The sequence below is a fragment of the Mucilaginibacter sp. SJ genome, assembly GCF_028993635.1.
GTDB lineage: Bacteria > Bacteroidota > Bacteroidia > Sphingobacteriales > Sphingobacteriaceae > Mucilaginibacter.
Genome location: NZ_CP118631.1, coordinates 5,550,037 through 5,573,467, shown reverse-complemented (window position 1 = coordinate 5,573,467; position 23,431 = coordinate 5,550,037). Strand labels below are relative to the sequence as shown.

The 23,431-nt window shown below is 43.0% G+C and carries 12 protein-coding genes; all 12 read right to left on the bottom strand.

Going from position 1 to position 23,431, the window contains the following annotated elements:
• Window positions 1-9: 9 nt before the first annotated feature.
• A complete protein-coding gene (locus tag MusilaSJ_RS23205) occupies window positions 10-3,399 on the bottom strand; it encodes a VCBS repeat-containing protein (RefSeq protein ID WP_274987149.1) in 3,390 nt (1,129 codons plus the stop codon).
• A gap of 357 nt (window positions 3,400-3,756) precedes the next feature.
• Window positions 3,757-5,358 (bottom strand): RagB/SusD family nutrient uptake outer membrane protein, encoded by a 1,602-nt coding sequence (locus MusilaSJ_RS23200; protein ID WP_274987148.1) that lies wholly within the window; start codon window positions 5,356-5,358, stop codon window positions 3,757-3,759.
• A 33-nt stretch (window positions 5,359-5,391) separates the two neighbouring features.
• A complete protein-coding gene (locus MusilaSJ_RS23195) occupies window positions 5,392-8,667 on the bottom strand; it encodes a SusC/RagA family TonB-linked outer membrane protein (RefSeq protein WP_274987147.1) in 3,276 nt (1,091 codons plus the stop codon).
• 314 nt (window positions 8,668-8,981) lie between these two features.
• Window positions 8,982-9,974 carry a FecR family protein gene (locus MusilaSJ_RS23190; protein WP_274987146.1) on the bottom strand — a complete coding sequence of 331 codons (993 nt, stop codon included), beginning with the start codon at window positions 9,972-9,974 and terminating at the stop codon, window positions 8,982-8,984.
• Window positions 9,975-10,064: 90 nt separating this feature from the next.
• Complete coding sequence (locus MusilaSJ_RS23185) at window positions 10,065-10,652, bottom strand: RNA polymerase sigma factor (RefSeq protein WP_274987145.1); 588 nt, start codon at window positions 10,650-10,652, stop codon at window positions 10,065-10,067.
• Between the two features lie 500 nt (window positions 10,653-11,152).
• Window positions 11,153-11,278 (bottom strand): hypothetical protein, encoded by a 126-nt coding sequence (locus tag MusilaSJ_RS23180; protein ID WP_274987144.1) that lies wholly within the window; start codon window positions 11,276-11,278, stop codon window positions 11,153-11,155.
• Between the two features lie 320 nt (window positions 11,279-11,598).
• Complete coding sequence (gene ltrA / locus MusilaSJ_RS23175) at window positions 11,599-12,849, bottom strand: group II intron reverse transcriptase/maturase (RefSeq protein ID WP_274987143.1); 1,251 nt, start codon at window positions 12,847-12,849, stop codon at window positions 11,599-11,601.
• 735 nt (window positions 12,850-13,584) lie between these two features.
• Window positions 13,585-14,040: a hypothetical protein gene (locus tag MusilaSJ_RS23170; protein WP_274987142.1), complete on the bottom strand. Its 456-nt coding sequence runs from the start codon at window positions 14,038-14,040 to the stop codon at window positions 13,585-13,587.
• Between the two features lies 1 nt (window position 14,041).
• Window positions 14,042-15,223 carry an endonuclease toxin domain-containing protein gene (locus MusilaSJ_RS23165; RefSeq protein WP_274987141.1) on the bottom strand — a complete coding sequence of 394 codons (1,182 nt, stop codon included), beginning with the start codon at window positions 15,221-15,223 and terminating at the stop codon, window positions 14,042-14,044.
• A gap of 625 nt (window positions 15,224-15,848) precedes the next feature.
• A complete protein-coding gene (locus MusilaSJ_RS23160) occupies window positions 15,849-16,343 on the bottom strand; it encodes an ankyrin repeat domain-containing protein (protein ID WP_274987140.1) in 495 nt (164 codons plus the stop codon).
• Entirely contained in the window at window positions 16,312-19,914 is a 3,603-nt protein-coding gene (locus tag MusilaSJ_RS23155) for a DUF6443 domain-containing protein (RefSeq protein WP_274987139.1), read from the bottom strand. Before MusilaSJ_RS23155 ends, MusilaSJ_RS23160 begins: the two co-directional genes overlap by 32 nt.
• Window positions 19,915-19,940: 26 nt before the next feature.
• Window positions 19,941-23,360, bottom strand: a complete 3,420-nt coding sequence (locus tag MusilaSJ_RS23150; RefSeq protein WP_274987138.1) for an RHS repeat domain-containing protein — start codon at window positions 23,358-23,360, stop codon at window positions 19,941-19,943.
• Window positions 23,361-23,431: the final 71 nt, after the last annotated feature.

Here is a 23,431-nt window from a genome sequence, read left to right as displayed (position 1 = left end):
ACCACCATCTTATTTAAAACTTAACACCTCTGTTTTATCATTATTTTTAGCTACAATCAGCAGCTTATTGTTTCCGGCTTTAATCTCTTTCATATCACGTACGGCCCCTTTTATTACGATGCCGCTTACCTGAGGCTTAACTGCCGTAAAGCCACCTTTCCCATCTCCTTTAAGCAGCAATCCATAGCTGGCATCGTAGATCCCTGCTTCCGGTTTTGACTGGTAAAAGTTGCCTCCCAGCACAATGTCCTTTTTTCCATCCCCATCATAGTCTTTCACCACCAACCCAAAAACCGTCGAAAACTGCGCCTCTACCGGCAATGGCTTCATCAGGAACTTGCCGTTCCGCTTATTCAGCAGCACACTGCTCCGCATTTCGCAGGCATCCAGCTTAACCATCTTTTGTAACAGTTCCCTGCCAAATATATCTTCCATCGTTTGTTCCTTGTACTGGGCGTACCGCAGGTATTTCTTCTTCAGATAAGGAAGTTCGCCCACCAGGTCATGCCTCAGCACCATCGGGTATTGTTTGTCGCCGTTATAGGTGCATACTATATCTTCTATGCTGCCCGTGCCGCTAAAGTCCCCTACATACATACTTACCGGCTTCGCTCTGCTTGCCTTAAACCTGGAGTTTAGCCCGTGATTGCCGGCTACTATATCCGGGGAACCATCGCCGTCTATGTCTGCAATCTCCAGGCGGTTCCACCACCCCTTACTCCACTCCAGCCCCGCTTCGCGCGTTACTTCCTTTAAACGCCCACCTTCATTATGGAATATCCGGATCGGCATATACTCTCCGCAGGCCACCAGGTCCGGTTTTCCGTCACGGTCATAATCAAACCATTTGGCATCGGTAACCATACCCAATTCCGTTAAGCCCGGGGCCCTCTCCTCAGTTACATCTGTAAAAAAGCCTTTGCCATTGTTCTGCAGGAGATAGCCTTTGCATGGGTAGCCATATTCACCCGGCTTTAAACGCACACCAACAAACAGGTCCTGGTCCCCGTCCCCGTCAACATCTGCTGCCGTTACGCAGGAGCTGCTCTCAAACTGAAATGACGGCAGCACCTGTTGCGATTTGCTGAAATTACCCTTCCCATCATTGATATATAGCCGGTCGATCAGATCCGTCGAGTTAGCCGAGAACTCATTGCCTCCGCTGCATACATACAGGTCCTGGTCCCCGTCGCCATCCGCGTCGAAAAACAAACAGTCTGTATCTTCACTGGCCTTATCCTGCTCAAACAGCTTTTCGTTGCTCCGTTTAAAACGACCCGCCCGGGTTTGGATATATAATGCGCCTGGCTGATCTTTGGCCCCGCAGATATAGAAGTCTTCCAAACCATCGCCGTTGACATCGCCTTTACCTATCCGCGGACCATCCGCCGAATGCATCTGGAAGATCAGCTTTTCCCTGTCAAAATCTATAAAGTCATTTTCCTTGTGCACAAAGTCTATCCCATGGTTATCTGTACTCTGCTCAAACACCGGCTTTGCACCGGCTGCCCCCCTCACCGCTTTCCCGGGCAGTCCTGATTCAACCTCCTTTACCGTGATGGTTTGGTTCGTTTTTACTCCTTTTAATACTTTCTGCTTACCGCAAGGCCATTTTACTACTATCGAATCGATCTCCTTTATTTTACCCAACCCGAAATTCAACCGGGTGTCTACGCTCGATTCAAATCCCCGCGACGGAACCTGCTCCTGGTAGTTTAAGGTATGATTATAGTATAACGTTACCTGCGCCCCTACGCCAAAGCGGTTCTTCCCCTCGCCCTGCAATACTACTTTCAAATATTTATTCGCCGGCTCCAGCTTCCTGCTGTTGTTTCGGTAGATAAAGGCCGGCATATTTACATTGTTCACCACCAAATCCAGCGCCCCATCATTATTTAAATCACCATATGCCGAACCATTCGAAAAACCCGGGTCACCAAGACCCCATTCGGCTGCCTTATTGGTAAAGGTCAGGTCGCCATTGTTACGGTACGCATAGTTAGGCACAGCCTCCGATGGCATACTATCTATCAGCTTCTTAATTACCTCCTTCTCACTACCCATCATTTTTCTTACTTGTATCGGGTTAGCCATAAATTGGATATAATCCTGATCGGTTAGGTCTTTATAAATACCGTTGCTAACGAAAATGTCTTTAAAGCCATCATTATCCATATCCGAGATCAGCGCGCCCCAACTCCAGTCGGTTGCATGAACCCCCGAAAGCCGGCCTATCTCGCTGAAGTTTATCTTATTTTGGGCCAAGTTTTTATTCATAGCCGGGCCCTGGTTCAGCTGCAAAACATTGCGAAGGAATTGCTGATAATATCCATTTTGCAGGTCGGACTGATACTTATCCCAGTTTTCAAACGCTGTTTTTGTTTTTAACCTTGATTCCGGTTCAGGAAGCATATCAGTCACATAAATATCAGGATAGCCGTCATTATTGATGTCGGCTATGTCAGCTCCCATTGAGTTTTGGCTTAGTTCCCTAATAGCGTCGGTAAGGCACTCTTTAAAGGTACCGTTGTGATTATTAATGTACAGGTAATCGCGTTCAAAAAAATCGTTGGAAACATAGATATCGTCCCAGCCATCCCCGTTCACATCAGAAATAGTTACACCTAAGCCAAAACCAATTTTGCTGCTGTATATTCCTGCTTGTTGGGTCACGTCTGTAAAATGACCTCCGTCGTTACGATATAACTTATTCCCACCCAGGGGATCGGGAGTATTGCGCTGATCTTTGATTAAATCATAGTTCCCTACCGAACGAAACGAATTATTAAGAAGGTAGCAATCCAGATCCCCGTCGTGATCGTAATCAAAGAAAACAGCATGAGTACACAAGCCTTTATTATTTAACCCATATTCGGCCGCTTTTTCGGTGAATGTCAGGTTACCATTATTAATGAACAACTGATTACTTCTGTTTTTTCCGGAAAAATCGCCCGACTTACATATATAAATATCCAGCAACCCATCGCCATTAACATCTGCAAAGGTAACGCCCGTTGACCAGACACCTGCCGAAGAAAGTCCGGCCTTATCGGTTATATCTTCAAACTGAAAGTTGCCTTTGTTTAAATAGAGTCTGTTTGATTTTTGATTTCCGCAAAGGAAAACATCCGGCAAGCCGTCATTATTAATATCTCCAATACCAACACCCCCACCGTTATAAAAATTACGGTAGGTATAAACATTCAATTGTTCGGTATATTTAACATCATTGGCAAAAGTTATTCCCGTGGATGATGAAGGAAGCAGTGAAAAAAGTTTGTTGCCTTCGTCTTTTTTAGGCTCGATGGGATTGCAGCCCATCAAAAATAAAAATGCAAAAAACGGTACCTGCCGAATATAGCTGGCCTCTGTGCATGAAGCATATATCTTTGCCGCCATAACGGAACGCCAAAAGGCTGTGAAAAATAAAATGACCTTTGGGGAGCTACGTTTTATTGGAGAATAAACCAATAATACAATTGGCTCAGGAATAATATTAAGTACCCGTTTAATCATTCACTTTATATAAAATAAGTTCCTTTTAACCTTGTTCAAATATTGCAGCCGTCGCAATTTCTAAACCTGATGGGTTGACAACAACTCAATCAAAACAGCAAAACACAATCAACTAATAATCAAACATTTAAATCAACATTCAGGTCAATTAGGTAAACCCGTGGTATTTAATGAGGAAAGCAAGTAATAAATCACTTGCTTTCCTTAAAAGAGCACCTTTGCCAAACTCAAAGCATTTTATCAATACCCGGGGTTTTGTTTCAGGTTTGGATTTGCATTAATTTGAGGTTCGGGTACCGGAAAAATATTAACGTGAGCATCCGGATCAGCCGGGTGGAAACGGTACGCGTCATTATAAACACCAAAACGGATCATATCCTGCCTTCTGTAACTTTCTGCGAACATTTCCCGGCCGCGCTCTGCTAAAAATATTAAAGGAGTTAAACTGGTGAATGGTGCAACCCCTCCATGTACTGTTCGGATTTGATTAACCAAGGCAAGCGTAACCGGGTCGTTCCAATTGCCACTTTTTCTGGCTAATAATTCGGCCTTCATCAGCAAAATATCGGCGTATCTATAAATTGCCAAATCATTATCCAAACTTGACTGCATACCTTTATAAAATTGCCATTTACCAATACGAGCACCCGCCTGTCTCCAGGCATTGGGCTGCAGTTCGTTAATGTAAGGGGTAAAGGTAATAGGCGGACCATTAGGATCCGTCACATCTGCACCGCCGTCCGTTAAGGGGGTTACCCCATCAGCCTGATACTGCGGGCCAACCAGGAAATTATTCAGCATCCTCTTATCGAGGGTACCGGTAGTAGGTGTACCTTTGGGGTCAAGGCCTACAACTGTTCCCTGCGGGCCCGGATTTTGCGCCGGGTCGATATAGGATTGATAAAACTCCTGTACCGAAGCAAATCCATTCCATGGCTGGTTATTCATTTGATAAGTATTCTGGCTTTGCAAGTGCAAGGTCTCCATATTCATGTTAAAACCGCCCGCTTTAACCCCATCAAACGGTATCGCCCAAATAGACTCGGTTGAGCCGGTATTATTCCTTGAAAAGTTATCGGCGTAATTATTCATCAGCGTATACTTTCCGGAATTAATAATTACGTCACATGCGGCTAATGCTTTATCATATTGTTGGGTTCCGGTATAGGTTTGGGCATTTAAATATAACTTGGCCAAAGTTGCTTCAGCAACGTAATAAGTAACACGGCCATAGTATGGGCCATCGCCTGTGCCTATTTTGGGTAGTTTTTCAATATTTGCCAGTAATTCTGATTCAATAAAAGCGTAAACCTCGGCCCGACTTTTGGTTGCAGGGGGTTTGGTATCCGAAAAATCGGTGGTGATAGGCACGTTGCCAAACAAATCAAGCAGCCAGTAGTAGTAAATGGCCCTTAAACATTTTAATTCTGCTACATAAGTAGCAGCAGTTGGTGATTTACTTACAGCCAGGGCGGCTAAAATTTTGTTACAAGTGGTAACCCCGCCGAAACCAAGGCTCCAGCCATTAGCTGGTTGTGAATCGGTGCTGTTGGTTTTATGTGTTTTTAAACGTACCCAGTGGCCACCGTCACCCCAATCCGCGCCCCGTGTTGGTACAACAACTTCGTCGGTAGTAACCTCATTTAAGTTAAAGAAAGCACCGTTATAACCATAAATAGAAGAATATGCAGCGCCCACAGCGGCCGCCAGTTGCTTATCTGTTTTATAAAAACTATCCTCAGTTACCTGATCGTAGAGCAATGCTTTTTCATCCAGCTTTGTACATGAAGCCGCAGCAAGAAACACCAGCAACGAATATCTTGTTAATGATTTATGTTTCATAATTTGTATATATTAAACTTTGAAATACCTTAATTAAAATCCCAAATTAACGCCGAGGGTAAATGACCTTGTATAAACCCATGTCTCCCTACGGTCGATACCCGGAGCTAACACATTTCCGGAGTCAGCGTACCTAACCTCCGGGTCAACACCTGTATAACCGGTAATAGTGAAAAGGTTCTGGCCCGAAATATAGGCTCTCAAACTGCTAATCATCCCCGGTTTACTGCTCTTGGCAATCTTGAAAGTATAGCCAAACGTTGCGTTATCCAGTTTCAGGAAAGATGCTTTTTCAACGTCATAACTGCTGTATGCGGCACCATCGGTAACTTTGGGATTGAAATATTTGGTATTTACTATATTGTAGCTGGTTGCAACATTTGGATTTTCATAAAACGCGCGGTAAGTATTGATTAACTGATGACCGATAGATGAGCGAAGGAAAAAGTTAAAATCGAACTGTTTGTATCTAAAGGCGTTGGTAATCCCAAATTCAAATTTAGGTAAGCCATTACCAATAACCTGGCGTGGTGCATTTGCCAACCCAACAGTGCCGCCTTTACCGTCAGAGTACTGGTATACGCCATTTGCGTCAACACCTACATATTTGGGGCCGTAAAGTATCCCGATAGGCTGACCTTCAACCGCCCTCGTTAACTGCGTGGCTTCCTGGCCAGGAGTGCCCAGGTTGGTGGCCCCTACGTACGAACCTTTTAAAGCGTCAATCAGCTTTGTTAAAACTACGTGGTAACTTGAAATATTGCCACCGGTCGTCCAACTGAAGTCAGGTGTTTTGATAGCTTCATAGCTTAAAGCTAATTCCACACCCGAGTTACTCAATTCGCCAATATTTTCCCAGGTGTTGTTGAATAACGCCGGCGGCGAAGGCACCGTAACGTCAAAAATCAAATCGGTAGTTTTCCGGTTAAAATAGTCAAAGGTACCGGTTAACCTTCCGTTTAACAGTGAAAAGTCTAAACCGATATCTGTTTCAGCTTTTTTCTCCCATTTCAGACCTGGGTTAGGGTTCCTGGTGCCACTGTAGGTACTCAGGTATACACCATTGCCCGCATAATAGGTACCGCCGCTATTTGATAAAGTAGACAATGAAAGATACGGAAACGGTGGTAATGCCCCGGTAACACCATAGCTGCCACGCAATTTAAGGTTACTTATACTTTGAATCTTTAACACTCTGCTCAAATCAAAACCTGCACTAACAGCAGGAAAAAAGCCCCATTTGTTATTTACACCAAACTCAGTTGAACCGTCTCTTCTTAAACTGGCGGAAAGGAAAGCGATATTATCATAGTTTAAGTTTACCCGTCCGAAAAACGAGATCAGCTTGTTCTCATTTTTATAACTTTCAACTACGCCTATACCATTTTTAAAGTCGAGAGCTGCAGCAAAATTCTGACCCGAGGCATCAGTTACAAAATTACCGCCCTGGGCATCAAATCCCTGGTAGAAGAAATCCTGATACGAATATCCGGCGACAGCAGCAATCTCCAGTTTATGTATTGTTTTGTCATATGACAAGGTACTTTCAAGCAAACTGTTTTCAGATTCATCATCAAATTTTGCAGAAATACCCGAACGGCTAAAACCACTGCCCAGCGGGAAGCCCCTGGAAATAAAGGCTGTAGTTGGCGAGTACTCTGAATGATAAATGCTTGTTGTTTGTTTAAAATATTTAGTAGCAAACTTCAATCCTTTAGTTAGCTCATACGTCGCGGTTCCGCCAATATTAAATTTCTTATTCCGCGCTTCGTTAGTATTTTGCACCAACATGGCCACCGGATTTGAATAATCAACGAAGTTGGATTCAAAAAAACCACCGCCGGTTAAATCATATAAAGGATCTGTAGAATGCACCGGTGCTGTAGGGTTAAAAATGGTAGCATATTTGAAAGCATCGGGAAAACCAAATTGTGAATTTCTGTTAGTAGTATTTATGTTTAAATTAAGAACCAATTTGTTATCCAAAGCCTTGTGCGTGATGTTCAAACGGCCATTTAACTGCTGAAAACCAGTTCTGATTGCAACACCCTGACTATTGCGATAATTTAAAGTTGCGTCATAAACAGTACGTTCATCACCTCCCGAAATACCTAAATTATGTACATGTGAAAAAGCCGAACGGGTTATTTCTTTATTCCAATCCGTAGAAGAGCCATAGTTTGTTCCTTTGCCAAGTGCAACAAACTCGGCGGCCGTCATATGCTTGGTAAATTTAGCAGGTGTTTCTTCAGTACCGGAAACGTTATAAGTAAGCTTTGACATGCCTCTCTTTCCTGCGATGGTTGTTATAATGATAACGCCGGCCGAACCGCGTGTACCATAAATGGCAGCGGCCGAACCGTCCTTCAGTACGTCAATACTTTTTATATCATTTGGATCAACTGTATTAATATCAGCCCCCACCTGGCCATCAAGCACTATTAGCGGCTGTGTGTTAGCTCCTAAAGTAGAAAGTCCCCTTAACCTGATGGCAAAACCACCGTTTGGGTCGCCACCGGGGCGTGCGATAGAAAGACCGGCTACTTTACCTTGTAATAACTGTGCAACATCACTGATATTACCTTTATTAAATTGTGCTGCACTTACAGAGGTAATTGCGCTGGTTACTTCCCGCTTTTTCTGGGTTCCGTAACCAGTTACAACAACTTCGTCCAGGCCATTTGTACTTTCCGTTAACACTACATTAATTACACTTTGCTGATCCTCTCCTAATGCTAATGTCTTTGTTACCGATTTAAAACCGACAAAAGTAAAAGTAAGCGTATAGTTGCCTGCCGGTAAATTAGCGAAGCTATAGTTGCCGTTAACGTCTGTTGCTTTATTTAATGAAATTGCGCCATCCAGCTTTACCGTAACACCCGCTAACGGACTCTCCTTTGAATCAGTCACCGTTCCTTTAATTATGCCTTTGGATGCCACTATATCAGTAGTGACATCTGCTTTTTCACCGGTTGCCGCTTTATCCTGATTTGATTTTGTAATTAATATCTGGTCATCAATCTGTCTGAATTTGAGTAAAGTGTTAGACAAAATGGCCTTCAGAACTACTGCTATCGATTTATTACTGGCAGCAATATCCAGGTTGAGAATATCTTTCACATCATCATTGCGATACATAAAATGAAAACTGCTTTGTGATTCGATTTTATGAAAAGCTTTTACAAGTGATTCATTCTTGAGTGTAAGACTCACCGCTACCTGGTCAATTGTCTGACTCTTTACAGGGGCTGCTGAAAATACAGGAATTGAAGTAGCTAATATGAATATTGAAATTATCCCGATTCTCATACACTGTTTAAAATTTAAGTCAATTAGCAGATGAAATCTAAGCGGGTATTTAACAAAATGCCGCGGTTCTGCCAGAATTATGGAAAAATTCATAATTTAGTTTGTTTTAAGTGATTAATGTCTTCGATTGAATGTTAAAATTTAAAACACCCGGCTAATACAATCGATTGCAGTCGAATAGCGTTAGCGACCCTCTGAGGTTATTTCCCCGGAAATGGTTCAGAGGGTTTTTTATGCCGGAGAACTATCCGGACTTCTTTTAAACAGGATCTGTTTGTGATTTTTGAGGTACTTTTTCTTCATATGCTTTAAGTTTAATTGGTTTGAGATTTAGTGGTGATGGTTATGGTAGTCTTTGCTTTATCGTACGAATAAAGGGCGTCATTGAACTCACAAATGCTTTTTAATGCCTGATCCAGGTTCGCAGATTTATTGAAAGTAGAGGTGAAGTGTTTTGAGCGAACCAACTGATCTGTAAATAATATCTTAACCTTAAACCGGTCTTCCAATACTTTGGCTGCTTCCCCAAAAGTTACGTCTTCAAAATACAAATCATCCTTCGCCGTCCAGATTGTGTAATTTTTTGCATTGATGTTGGTTTGCATTGAAATAGATTTTTGCCGGTCAAAGGTGATCTGCTGATTAGGAACAATAATACCCAGGAGCCTGTTATTATTGCTGACTTTTACCTTGCCTCTGGTAACGGTGACTGTTATGGTTTTATCACCGGGCACTGCTTTTACATCAAATGCAGTACCCAATACGGTTGTTTTTATTTTACCGGTGTGTACAACAAAAGGTTTTAAGTTGTTGTGCTTTATGTCGAAAAAGGCTTCACCGGTAAGATATACTTCGCGTTTTGCAAGGCCGTCAAATGATGAAGCATAACTAAGTTTGCTACCATAGCTGAGTATTACCCTGCTTCCGTCAGGGAGTACCAGAAACAGGTTAGGTTTTGGTCGATGGGCCGAGTATGACTGGGGTGATTTAACAACCGGTTTATTGTGTAAAAATAAATATCCTATGCCGCAAACTCCAATGATTGCCGCGGCGGCAGCTATTTTGATGCCCCAAGTCTTCAGGCGTATTACTTTTTTATCAGCCCCGGCGTGTTTATCGATGCTTTCCCAAATTGAGGCATTTATTTCTTCCCTGATTTCCTTCTTCTGCTCATCGCTCAATAGAGAAATAATATCTGGCTCAGCAGAAAACAACTCGTAATATTTAACTAAAAATTGCTGTTCTTCATCTGTTGCTTCATTATTGAGATATTTATGCAACAGTTCAAGAAAATATTGCTTGTCCATTTAAAACAGGTTGTACTATTGATTATAGATATGACCTATAAACAAACAAAAGTCCCACTCTGCTAAAAAATTTATTTTTTACAGACTTAATCAGCTTATCGCCCAAAATAAAATGATCAATAAAGAAAGGAAGGGCAATAATGACACTTTCAATTTTTCAATAGCTTTTCCCAGCTGATTTTGAACTGTTTTTCTTGTGAGACCCAATTGTGCCGCGATTTCTTTGGTTGGTAAATCGTTTTGATAATGAAGGCGGAAAATAATTTGCCTTTTGGGAGGAAGCGTATTTAAAAGTGCTTCATAAGATATTAAAAACTCTTTCCAAAGCAAATTGCCGTCAGCTTGTTGACAAGATGCAGGCAGGTCATCAATGACATCAAAGAATGGATGAATAATTTTCTGCTTTTCAACCAGTTTAAACACCTTATTACGTATGGATACCGTTAAATAAGCCGGTAGATTATGAATACGGAGACTTTCTTTTTTGAGCCAAATATGGGTAAATACTTCCTGGACTATATCTTTTGCCTGATCCGAATCCTTTAAACGTTTATAAGCTTCAGAATAGGCGTTCCCCCAATGCTTTTCATATAATAAATTAAATGCATGTTGACTGCCCTGTTCTATTTGCTGCAATAATAAAACGTCGTCATTATGATTTAACTCAATTGGCTTCATTATTAATTTTAATGTTTATAACAGTTACAGTCCGTCTTCATTGAAAACAACTAATTCGTTTACCAGTCAATAAAAATTCAATGTGTAGGGAACTATAATTAGGTTCTAATTGTATTACTAATCTAAATCAATTAAATCAATAATCAAACAAAAACTTAAATTAATTGTTAAAAAAACATTCATTTCAGACTCCATGAATATACCGAAAAAATAAATATTAACCTTAGATCCCTAAATATATAAGAGTTTTTTATAAGGCATTCAGTACAACTTTAAGTGTTACTTTAACATAAAAAAAGCAGATTGGAATTTAAGAGTTGCTTTATCCTCTTGTTAAAAATACGGTTATCTGCTAAAAATAAGCCCGGCGCCCAGGTACCTATTAAGTCTAAGCAATAGCAATGTGTGCATTATAACAAAAGTTGCGAATGAACTTGATGTTATTTCTGATTTACAACGGTTTAGTCAATAAATAACCACAGGTGTCCGGCGCATGTCAATTAAAACAGTGTCGTGGTAATCCCGCCTGCGGTAAAGAGTTTACGCAGTTTATTGCCCCCTGCGCTGTAAACATAAACTACCGTGCTGCCGTCGTTTTTGGTGATCGTTTGCGGCAGGTTCAGCATATTGTAGCTGATGCTGCTGATCCCCTGTAAAGTTGCTGTTTAACTTTTAAAAGTGTGAACACTTTGTATTTTCCATTAAACTATCATGGGCGTAGCCGGTTCGGATTATCATAACCATAATAGAATATTGGCTTACCTATTTACAACAAAATCCCGGATGAAATCAGCATCCGGGATTTGCATGTGCAATACTTTGCAAACGGGCCACAAGCCAGAGGCTTGCGGCAGCGAAAACGGTCAAGTAGGCAAGGGCGTTTCAGCCCAAGCCTCTCATAGAACCGTACGTGATACTCTCGCATCATACGGCTCTTATTATACCATCAAACGTGTTTAAAAACTGTCCAGTAGTAAAACATTGTTGGATAACTTCTTTTCAGATATTTTATCCATTGGTGTGCTTTGATGTAACTGCCTTTAAACTTCTTGTACTTGTTTAGTACCCATTTTGCCAGCCGTAACTCGAAGTACCGCATCAATCGTTGCAACTCCCACAACCTAAACTTTCCATAGTATCGGATGATTCCCACCATCTGCGGGTTTACCTGATTCGCTATATCCTGTATCGTTAAATTGCTTCGCTGATGCAGATTAAGTTGTTTCCAGCCTTCGACTATTCGCGTTTGCGACTTTTGACTGATGGCACATCCATATCCCAGAAATAAGCCACCACTATTGGATGGCAGCGTCCTGGGTTTGAATGTAAACCCCAGAAAATCGAATTTCTTCCCATAGTCTTTCTTCTTTGGGCGTCGATAGTTCTGGCAGTATACCACTTTCGTCTTTTCTTCGCTTAATCGCAGTTTACACTCCGTTAGCCGCTCCCGGATTGCTTCGAGCATTTGTTTTGTTTCTTCTTCTGTCCGGCAATGAATTATTATGTCGTCCGCGTAGCGTACAAATGCTATCTCCGGATAGCGTTTGGCAAGCCATTTATCCAGCACATAGTGTAGAAACAGGTTGGCCAGTAAAGGACTTATTACTCCACCTTGCGGTGTGCCTCTACCTTCTTTTTGAATAAGGGTTCCATCTGACTGCTGTGCCGGGCTTTCCAGCCACCGCCTGATGTACATCTTTACCCATTTCTCCGGCACATGGCGCGCCACTCCTTTCATTAATAACTCATGGTCTACCTCATCAAAGAAACTTTTGATGTCCATGTCTATTACCCATGCATACTGTCGTACGTTTTCCTGTACTGCCGTTAATGCCTGATGGGCGCTCTTCAATGGCCGGTAGCCATATGAGTTGTCCTGAAATTGCGCTTCTAAGCGGGGTTCTAAGTAATCCTTCACCACCTGCTGGGCAATACGGTCGCTTACGGTGGGTATCCCCAATATCCGCTTCTTCCCATTTGCCTTGGGTATCGATACCGAGCGTACTGGCTTAGGCATATAACTGCCGGAACTTAGCCGATTCCATAGAACATACAGGTTGTTCGATAAGTCTTGCTCAAATTCTTCCAGGCTTTGCTTATCTATTCCTGCAGACCCTTGGTTCGCCTTCACTTTCCGGTAGGATGCCCTAACCATTTCTTTCGTTACTGGTACTGTCTTTGATGTTGTTTCAAACATTCAATCATCCTCTTTTCGAGTTGTAAAACATTCTTAACTGTATAATTGATGCCCTTCGCTCCGCTTTCATTACAAAAGCTTCTTCGCTACTACTGCATCATCCGTCATCCTTAACAGCATCGCTATTCGGCCTCACGGGCATTCCCCGCTTGTCCCTTTTGCTTGGCATCTGTTAAGGACTTCCCGTGTTCTGTACGAAAGCCCGAATAAGAGTCATGCCACCTCAATGACGATTGCCCTATAGCCCGTATGCAAGTCCCTGCTATAGCTTTTCACCAGTTCGCAAGAAAACCAGCTTTTGGCAATGTGTTTCGCTATCTCATCACTTCATCAGTGGTTCATTTTCATTCATCTCTCTTATTCGTACCTGATTCCTCTTACGGGAACCTTTTCCTCTTTCCGTTCAATACCGGAGCATTACTGCTCAAGCACCGAGAGGCGGTTTACAGCCTCCGCTTGCACAGCGACTGTGGTAGACCTACTACCATCTTTTTGTACAACATTTGCTAACTTTAACCTGTTAGCGATTCACGGCACACCTTGCGGCAGCGGAGGAAACCAGATGAAATAAACTTTGTGTCTTGTCTTTGGCTGTCTTTCTTTACTGTAAACAAACTCTTAATAAACGAAGCCCGGCATCTCTGCCGGGCTTCGTTTATTTTACTGTATTAATTTGTTCAACTAACAGCATTGTGTCTTGTAAAATTTTTTAGGACGATACAATTTGTCGGTTAATTAGCCACACTTACTAAAAGCCAGTTCTAACGCTTCAATAATTTCCTGATTTGTAGCCCGATAATTAATAGAAACAGATTCGCTTTTATCCTTATGCAAAAAACCTTTATCGGGCTTTTCAGCGGGCCGCGATGGGGTGAAAGTTATCTGAGATCCATCTTCTGCAATTGTTACGTATTTATTTAAGTGGGCATCTAATTCTTTCATGGCCTTCAAGCCTATTTTCTTTAGAAAGTCTTTTCCAGATTGCTTCCAATCTGTTGGATTGGGTACTCTTTTATTATCATCGTTACAAAGAGAAGCCCTAATAGCGTTTGAAATTATATCAACGTTCGCTTCCGACTCTGAAATAGTAAAATAGGGTTCGGAAGCTATTCTAAATCCACTTACAGTTTTACTTTCTCCGAATACTATATAACCCTTATTAGGGATCTTATAAATAGACGCTGTTTTCATATTATTTAACGAATTGTAGTTTAAAATCTATATTATTATCCTTTGCGTATTTCATTGCATTACCAATTTGCTCCCATTGATTTAAAGTAGCCTTTCCGGGCTGTATTCCTACCTCTAAAACCTTACTCGATATATCACTACTTGAAATTCTAAAATCTCCTCTTGCAGCTCCTTGAAACCCATCCAATTTATTAACATAACTCTTTAATGTATTGAACAAACCATTTCCCTTGGTATAAGAATCGGCAGTTACATCAATACTTTTTATGCTTGTCGCAACACCGTTCTCAAATTTGTCTATAACAGGAAAACCATAAGGAAGATTCCCCCCTAACATTTGTTCTACAGCAAAACCGCGTTCTGATGCATCTAATGCCCAAACGGAATTACTGGTTACCGATGTACCGAAAGTACCCGCAATACGACTCATTAAGCCATCAGTCATAACCATAATTGCGCCAGCGACTGCATATCCTTTCAATTCCCTTTGTGCTTCGGCTCTTACTGCCGGGTCTTTACTAAATGCTCGATGGGAATTTTCACCGTCAATAAAGTTTGTTACAAATGCTATAGTATTCACGATAAATTTACCGGCTGCTTTGGCATATTTACTGCCTAATAATGGATTTGTAAGACAACATCCGCTGCCTTGTGCTTGCATTCCATCAGGATCTATATTTAAAACAGGATCGTTTTCACCATAAACATAAGGACTAAATCTCCTTGATTTTTCCGCCAACGGATCCACACTCAGCCATCTACCAATCACCGGATCATAAAAACGCGCCCCATAATCATACAAGCCCGTCTCTTCCTGCAATTCCTTATGGTTATAAAGGTACTCATTTTTTGGAGACGGCACAGATTGCTGCAACGACTGGATCCCGTACCCGAAAGCATAGTAATCATTCTCCTGCAAAATCTTCGCCGTTTGCTGGGTTGGGTCATTGGGATCCGGGGTTAGCGTTACCCTGGTGTTGCCCAGGTGATCTTTCAGATCATACTCATAGGTGTAGGTTGTTCCGCTGTGCCTGGCCCGGCCTTCTTCCGTCTGGATAAACGCTACATTGGTCGTGCTGTTGTCATACTGGATGCCGTTATCATATTCCGTTGTCGTGGTAATCCCGCCTGCGGTGTACAGTTTTCTGAGTTTATTGCCTGATGCACTGTATACATAAACCACCGTGCTGCCATCGTTTTTGGTGATCGTTTGCGGCAGGTTCAGCAGGTTATAGCTGATGCTGCTGATCCCCTGTAAAGTTGCTGTTTAACTTACAGGTGTTCAACTTTTAAAAGTGTGAACACTTTGTATTTTCCATTAAACTATCATTACTGATAATCAACAACTTAAGTTTAGCATCAAATGTATTAAATCTTGGTTTGAACAAAATACTATTGATAATCAATTAATTGCAATATTGTATTTTCAAAAGCTGAACACCCGTTTTTTAAAAATTGAACACTGACAAGATGTTGTCAGTTCAGTGGCTGGATTATGAGGCAATCTTAAAAGTCACGGGTATCCAGCCCACAATCCCAGCGCTGCATCCTCGCCTGAATGGGAACGGGATACTGCCGGGCGTAGCCGGTTCGGATTATGATAACCATAATAGAATATTGGCCTACCTATTTACAACAAAATCCCGGATGAAATCAGCATCCGGGATTTGCATGTGCAATACTTTGCAAACGGGCCACAAGCCTGAGGCTTGCGGCAGCGAAAAATGCTTGCGGTAGCAGAGGGCAGCGAAAAATGCTTGCGGTAGCAGGGAACACACGCGGTACGCTTGCGCCAGCAAAATTTCAACTCAAAAAAACTGTTTTATATCGTAATTTGATATTTTTTCAGCTAAAGATAATGGACTTATACCTGAAGAATTTTCTTTTTTTGAATCTGCGCCTTTTGAAAGCAATAGCTTTATTATCTCTCCTCTACCCTGAGAAGCGAAAACAGCACGCCAAAGTGGAGTATTTCCAAAATCATCTTTAACATCTATTTCAGCCCCTTTGTCAATTAATAGCGCTGTTATCTCAACAAAATAGCCTTGAACGGCATAATGAATAGGATACCAGCCTTTTTTGTCCTTGATATTTATTGCAACGTTTTCAGACAATATTAATGAGACCAAGTCAAATAAACCAGAGATCACCGCATGGAATATTATTGATCGATTATCAGAGTCTACATTGTTAATATTATCATTATTCATCCAGTTTATAACATGTTTCGTGTTTCCACTGTATATCGCTCGGATTATATCATCCGGTATTTTATTGTGAGCCATTTGTTTGTTTTTTTTCATTTTTGTGACTTCTATTTGATTTCCTATCTTCATATTGATAAAGAGAAGGATCATTTTCAGCTTCAATCACTTGCTTCCTTGTACTGCCATTTTCTTGATGCATTTTTTTCCTCGTTCTCCATTCCTGGCCGTAAATATGGCCTAAATCCATTGAATTCTCGTCGATAACCTGGCCTGTATTAGGATCAAGCATTTCGCCAGCATCATTACGTGGTTGATTTGCTTTAACCTGTTCTTTTGTACTTTTTCTTGGGTTAACTCTATCATAAGTGTTATCTTTCTTCTTTGAAGTTTGGCTATCAATCTTAGTATCCGATTTGTTATTCTTGACAATTGAAGGCGTTATTTTAGGTATACTATTGGTAATCCTTGTATTATCGTTTGAAAATACTGGCCTATCGAAAACTGATCGATTTGAAGAATGATCAATTATCTTACTTGTAATATAGGTCCCCCCTGCAACAAATATCAAACCACCGACAACCTGTTCTGTGGTTAAAGCTTCTACTGCAGCAACAATTATTGGGATACATATTGGACAATTGCCATCTGGGTCGTCGTGCACAATTGGATTATCCCAAACATATGCATATGGCGATTTATCAATTTGATCATCATGCTCTGCTAACTTGTCAACACTCGTCCACCTCCCAATCACAGGATCATAAAACCGCGCGCCATAATCATACAAGCCCGTCTCTTCCTGCAGCTCTTTGTGATTATAAAGATACTCATTTTTTGGAGACGGCACAGATTGCTGCAACGACTGGATCCCGTACCCGAAAGCATAGTAATCATTCTCCTGCAGTATCTTCGCCGTTTGCTGGGTTGGGTCATTGGGGTCAGGGGTTAGGGTTACCCTGGTGTTGCCCAGGTGGTCTTTCAGGTCATATTCATAGGTGTAGCTTGTTCCGCTGTGCCTGGCCCGGCCTTCTTCTGTCTGGATAAACGCTACATTGGTAACGCTGTTGTCATACTCTATCCCGTTATCATATTCCGTTGTCGTGGTTATCCCGCCTGCCGTGTACAGTTTTCTGAGTTTATTGCCCCCTGCGCTGTATACATAAACTACTGTGCTGCCGTCGTTTTTGGTGATCGTTTGCGGCAGGTTCAGCAGGTTATAGGTTATTCCGCTGATCCCCTTGTTCTGGTCGCGCAGCTGGTTCCCGTTGCCGTCATAGATGTATTCACTCGCCTGCTTTACCAGTTCGGTAAAACCGGCGGTACCGGTATAGGGGGAGGCATCGTCTACCTGGTTCACCCGGTAAAAGCTGTACGTATAGGTTAAAGTATCTATCTGCGTTTTGGTACCGCCTATGTTATCATATCTGCCCAGGCTGCTGATATTACCCATATTGTCATACGTTACGTTTTCGCCGTAAAAGTTATCCTTCGCTGTACTGCTGGTGGATACCGCGGCCCGCAGCCTGTTCAGGTGGTCATAGCCATAGTCATACGTCTGTTTTACCGGTGTTACTGTTGTCCCTCCCGCTACATAAGGTGCCGATTTCCATTGTACCGTGGCGATATTGCCATTATATTGCCGGCTGGCCGATGTCGCATCCTCGTAACTTAACTCTTCGCCAAACTGGTCGTTCGTATCGCTGCTGGTTATCCCGCCGTCGGCGGTCAGGTTCGCGTTATTGATGTTGCTCAGCCAGCCCCGCGGATTGTACCGGTAGTCGATGTTTTGCAGCCAGTTTGTACCATTATTAATCGAATGAACGTGCTTTACTTTTAACTGGCCAATCTCGTTATAATCGCTTTGCACCAATGGTATTGTCGTTTGCGAAGCATTGCTGCCGTCGCGCATCTGGTGCTGGGTGCGGCGCTTACGGCCCATATGGTCATAATTGATGTAATTCGTCTCGGTCAGCGTCAGCGTTGCTGCCGTTCCCCCTGCATTCTTAAGATAGTGTAAACGTTTTACCTGTGTCGGCAGCTTTAAAAAGTTGTATGTCGTCTGTACGTCGTCGTAGTTATAAATGCTTTTCGTTGTTGACCCGCCTACATAATGCTGGCTGAAAGTTCTAACCGTTTTGCCCTCATCGTCATAATAAGGTACCGTCCACAACGTATCGGTCGAGTTTAGCACCAGTGTTTTCGACGCGGTAAGCAATCCCGTGGTTTGCCTGCTGTAGGCGGCGTTGCTGGTTTGGTTATAAGCCGCCGGGAAGCCGGGGATCCCCTGGTAACTGTCGTAATAATTCAGGCTCAGCGTCGTCAGCCAGTTCTTCGGCCAGGTGTTGGCTGTATAGCCATTGCTTGCTGATAGGCGCGTTTCCCATTGCGCGCCCGTCGTGTCAGCTATCGCTTGCAGGCTTGCATGATAATCTACCCCGGCCGTGGTGCCGCTTTGCTGGTAAATGCCCGTCAGCACAACCCTGCCCATCGCATCGTATTTCGTGATCGTCCATTGCTGCCCGGCCGTCTTCATCCGCTGTACCGAATCCTGGGTGGCTACCGGTTGGTCCAGCTTATTGTAAATAATATATTCCCAGCCTTTGCCCGGGATCTTCTTTTGTACCAACCGGTTGCGTTCATCGTAACGGTACTGGTAGCAGCGGTAATCGATGGTGGACTGGCTTTGAGCCGAGCTGATCACATCCGGATTTGCCGCCGGGGGAACTACGAAACAAAGGTTCCCCAGATCGTCGTACACGTAATAGGTCGACAGCATTTCGGCCGTTTGGGTTTCTACGCCTCCGCTGTAGGTTTTCTTCAGGTTATAGGTCCGCTTTACGATCACATGCCCTTCTTTATCCTTGTATTCTTCCGTGGTGCCGAAACAGCCCTCTCCCGGTTGCCAGTTCTCATTGCGGCTGATGGTGACGTACAGCTGTCCGCCGGTATAATACTCTACCGTCGAATTTACACCACGGCTCAGCGCACGGCTTTGGTTGGCATTAATGATGGCCCGGTAAATCATCACCCTGCGGCTGCCGTTGTTGGTAGTTATATTGGTTGTACTAAAAGCAGTCTGGTCGTTGGTGGTATAAACTATCCTTGATGAATGGCTGCTGCTGCCTGCATCGGGCGTGGCACCTATTTGCCAGGCTGCGCCCGGGGCTCCCTGTTCTATAACGCGGTTCAGCGGGGAGGCCTCAAAACCGGTTTGGGCATAAGGGAACAAGGTGTTCGGGATCCCGTTGGTTTGCTGGGTGCCGGTGCTGCCTGCCGGATGATAGAATTTTGCTACGCCGGCGCCCGCTGTCAGCGCGTCCGTTTTATAGCTCCCGTCGCCCGTCGCCGTGGTGGCATAGGGCAGGTATTTGAACGCTTCACGGCCGTACTGGTCATACGCGAAAGGCTGTACGATATCTTTAAATGTGGGCGAGGCCTGCCGCTGCACCGTTTGCAGGGGCCTGCCCAGCCCGTCGATATACTGGATCGTCGTCTGTACCGAATCTCTGTTCGTGCTCAGCGTATCGAGCTTGCCATTCCTCGTGATCGCCCGGTTCGGGGTCCGCGTCTTTATATAGTTTGTTTGAGCATGAAGGGCGGTCATGCCCAGCAGCATCAGCGCCGCAGCCAGGATCCCTTTTCTATATGGTTTATGGTAAAAGTGCATTTTCGGTTTGTGATTAAGGTTTGGAGTTATTGTGCACCGTAATGATAGTCGTAGTTCTTTACAATATTGCCATTCTGGTCTTTGATGTTTTGAAGGCGGCCTAATCCATCGTACTCGTAATAGGTGGTTAGTCCTTTTGCGTCTGTGCTGCTGGTAACACCAATCAGGGGTGAATAGGTATACGTCGTCATCTGCGAGTCAACCGGATAGATGCGGATGTCATCATAGGCAGTCCCGCCGGTAAGAGTATAAGGACTTCCGGTATAAGGAACGGCATTTTGAAGCAGCCAGGAACCGTTGCTGAGATACCAGTAACTGATCACATAACTCCTGCTGTTAGGACGTGTCCAGTTCACGGTATAACTGCCATTGTAATATCTTGTGCCGGTGTGGCCTGTCCCGGTAATTACATTGGCTGCCGTGCTTTCCTCAAAGTTTTCGGCATAAAACTCATTACTCGCGGCATTGGCAACCACTGCTACTGGATATTGCTTATTATAAGCCCACTGATAGCTTTGGTAAGGCCCATTTACTTTTTGCTGCTGAAGAATATTGCCATAAGCATCATAGCCATTGAAACGCGTCCTGGTAATAATGGGATTGGTCTGTACCTGCTCATCTACCGTTTGTGGCAACAATAGCTTACTGTCACCAAACCAATCATTGTAATTGATATTAGCCAATGCAAGCTGGCTACCATTTTTTAACTGCTGAAAGCGTACTACCGGTGAGATAATGTTCCTGTCCACCATCTTCTGATACACATTTCCGGTTATCGCGAGATCATGCGGATATTTGATCACATCGGTGAGATTATCGCCGGTGCTATTAAAAGTTTCCTTTCTTGTTGGGAAATTATGGATTGGATCATCATAGTATAAATTTTGAACTGTTATTAATTTTCGTCCTGCATCATCCCATGTTGTATCCGATTCATTTTGCAGCAATTTTGCTCCTGTGTATACCGGCATCTGAACTGGTGCAAAATATTGTTTACTGGCATCGGCCTTATATCTGTAAAAAACGGTGTCGGCTACTCCGCTGTGACAATCGCCTATATCCTGGTATTTAACTTTTAACTTAACCCCTACCAATGTGTCCTGGCGGCGAATGATATAATTCTTTTCCTTTACGTTCACTAATGAATAGCCGGTGCCTATTGACTTATAAACAGATTCCCTCTTCAAAAAACCATTAAGCCAACCATTGTTAACCAGAACAACACCTACGATTCCGTAATCCGTTGAAGCATACGCCGAATTATCAGTAAATACATCGTACTGAAAAAGTGTTTTTCCATTTCCTGCTTGCCCATTTGCTGTGACGTTATATTTGGTCACAGCACCATATACCACCGGACTTCCGCTGAATTGTGTTGCGGAATAAATGCTTCTGTTATGATATGTCCTTACATAATCCGATACTGAATAATAACAGCCAGTTGATGATCCGGCATATGATTGAGAGCAAACTGTAAAAACGTCTTCGTAGTTAAGCAGCAAATAAGCCGGATAAGTTATCAAGTCTCCGATCCCGTTTGAACCGTATTCATAGGTGTCTTTACTAATAAATGCTCCGTTGTTATCGTAATTAGTTATAGATTTCACTCGCATTCCTCCACCAATTTTAAACTTTGGGAGAGAAGCGCTATCCGGCGGTTGCAGCCATGAGATAGTAGCATTTACGCGAACCGACTGATTTAATGTATAAGTACTTGCTGTTAGCTGATAGGTATGACCTGGGGTTAAAAATATCTGAACAGACCCGGTAGATACCTGTTGACTGCCGTTGGTATTAGTAACTCTTAATGCTTCTTGCCCTGATGTTTGATCTGTTAGTATCGCGCGGGGATAATCCGTTACACCTTGCTGGGCGCTGAATGTGGAAATATCGACAGAGTATCGAAAAGCGGAAGCTGTGCTCGGTAGCGTAAATGTTGTTGATAAAGTTTGGTGTACGCCGTCATGAAGGTCGATGTTTTGGCTGGCTAATACAGGTTGTACCTCGGATGCATTCGTATTATATTTATATTTATGAGGTTCAAATTCGAACGCGGATTTTCCTTTTGTCGGATATTGTATCGACTTAATCATCCACGCTCCCATCGCTACGGAATCGGCGTCAAGATTAGCCTCACCAAATGATACGTATGATCCATGATTAAGGACGGTTTGCACCGGCATAAGAGTAGTATTGCTAAATTTCCCATTATTAAAGCCCCATTGATCCTGCGCATAAGATTCGTTAGGAGCCATATCACTATTGTCATAGATCATCTTATACACCTGCGGTTGGTCCGTCGTATTTAGTGGCAAAAACTTAACGGAATCTAAACGCAGACGATAGTTTCGATAATCTGCTGTTTTCCCAGGAATTGGATTGCTAAAGAAGTTTGATTGATGCAGCTTGATTTTTTTGACAAGGGTATATGTATTATTAAGCTTTGCATATACTTTTACGCTGTCCAGCCGTATTTCCGTTTCCCGGTCTGTACGGTCCAATGCATTTATGAATACCACTTTTCCACCACGCCAGGTAATTTCAGAAGGAGAAAGCTCTAATGAATGAGAGGTTGTGGTAACCATCGAATGTTCGCCGCTAATATCCGAAAAAGCACCTGGCGCTGTACAAGTTGTACCCGTTGAATAAGTAAAGTTCCACGCTCTTTCTAAAGTTCCACCATGTGAAGTATATTTTATATATACAGTGTCAGCGGTACTTGGATCGATGATCTTTGACAGCCGCCAGGAGCTAGTATAACTGCTGCCCGCAGAAAGACTCACTGCCTGTGACAATTCTTTTTGATCAAATATATACACAGTGCCGCTTTCGTCTGTTATCCTGAAATCGGCTCCAACTTGTTCTATGCGATTGCTTGTTACAGGCGTTTGCATAAACGTACCATTTTGCCTGTATATAAACTTCCCACCCCCACTGTTGATCGAATAAGAGAAAATATCCGGCTCTGTTTCCCGTTGATTGTTCATTATATCACGATAGAAATTAGCATATGCTATATCTGTTGAGGGGCCATATGCTTGTCCCCACCAATAATTGTATAATTGGTCTACCGGCGGAGCACTGAGATATCCGCCGCTACCTTCGTCGGGCATACCGACCATGTTCCGGGAAACAACCCCTATGCCATTTAGCGCCCATCCCAAGCCAGCACTTGAAGCGATCTCATCTACCCTAATCCCGGCGGAATTATAATCAAGAGATAGCGGTAGATTTATTTTACCTGCATGGATTTCATATAAAGGTATTGTAATACTTGGGACACCTGTTGAATAGCTGACAGGTATATTGCCAAATTTACCAAGGCTCGCCACGTCGGGAGAAACAGTAGCAACATTGATTAGGTTTTGAAATTCACGGGCTGATGATTGCGCTGAACAAAGGGAATACAAAAACAGCGACGACAATGTTAGTATTATGCGTTTCATTATGAAGTGATAAGGTCGTGTTGAACACTTATTATTTACTTGTATAAATTCCAAGTATTATGCCTACTAAT

Coding starts and splice junctions, on each gene's coding strand:
- MusilaSJ_RS23200 (WP_274987148.1), bottom strand. CDS start 5,358: ATGAAACATAAATCATTAACAAGATATTCGTTGCTGGTGTTTCTTGCT.
- MusilaSJ_RS23185 (WP_274987145.1), bottom strand. CDS start 10,652: ATGAAGCCAATTGAGTTAAATCATAATGACGACGTTTTATTATTGCAG.
- MusilaSJ_RS23160 (WP_274987140.1), bottom strand. CDS start 16,343: ATGAAAAAAAACAAACAAATGGCTCACAATAAAATACCGGATGATATA.
- MusilaSJ_RS23195 (WP_274987147.1), bottom strand. CDS start 8,667: ATGAGAATCGGGATAATTTCAATATTCATATTAGCTACTTCAATTCCT.
- ltrA (WP_274987143.1), bottom strand. CDS start 12,849: ATGTTTGAAACAACATCAAAGACAGTACCAGTAACGAAAGAAATGGTT.
- MusilaSJ_RS23190 (WP_274987146.1), bottom strand. CDS start 9,974: ATGGACAAGCAATATTTTCTTGAACTGTTGCATAAATATCTCAATAAT.
- MusilaSJ_RS23155 (WP_274987139.1), bottom strand. CDS start 19,914: ATGCACTTTTACCATAAACCATATAGAAAAGGGATCCTGGCTGCGGCG.
- MusilaSJ_RS23205 (WP_274987149.1), bottom strand. CDS start 3,399: ATGGCGGCAAAGATATATGCTTCATGCACAGAGGCCAGCTATATTCGG.
- MusilaSJ_RS23180 (WP_274987144.1), bottom strand. CDS start 11,278: ATGCTGAACCTGCCGCAAACGATCACCAAAAACGACGGCAGCACGGTA.
- MusilaSJ_RS23170 (WP_274987142.1), bottom strand. CDS start 14,040: ATGAAAACAGCGTCTATTTATAAGATCCCTAATAAGGGTTATATAGTA.
- MusilaSJ_RS23150 (WP_274987138.1), bottom strand. CDS start 23,360: ATGAAACGCATAATACTAACATTGTCGTCGCTGTTTTTGTATTCCCTT.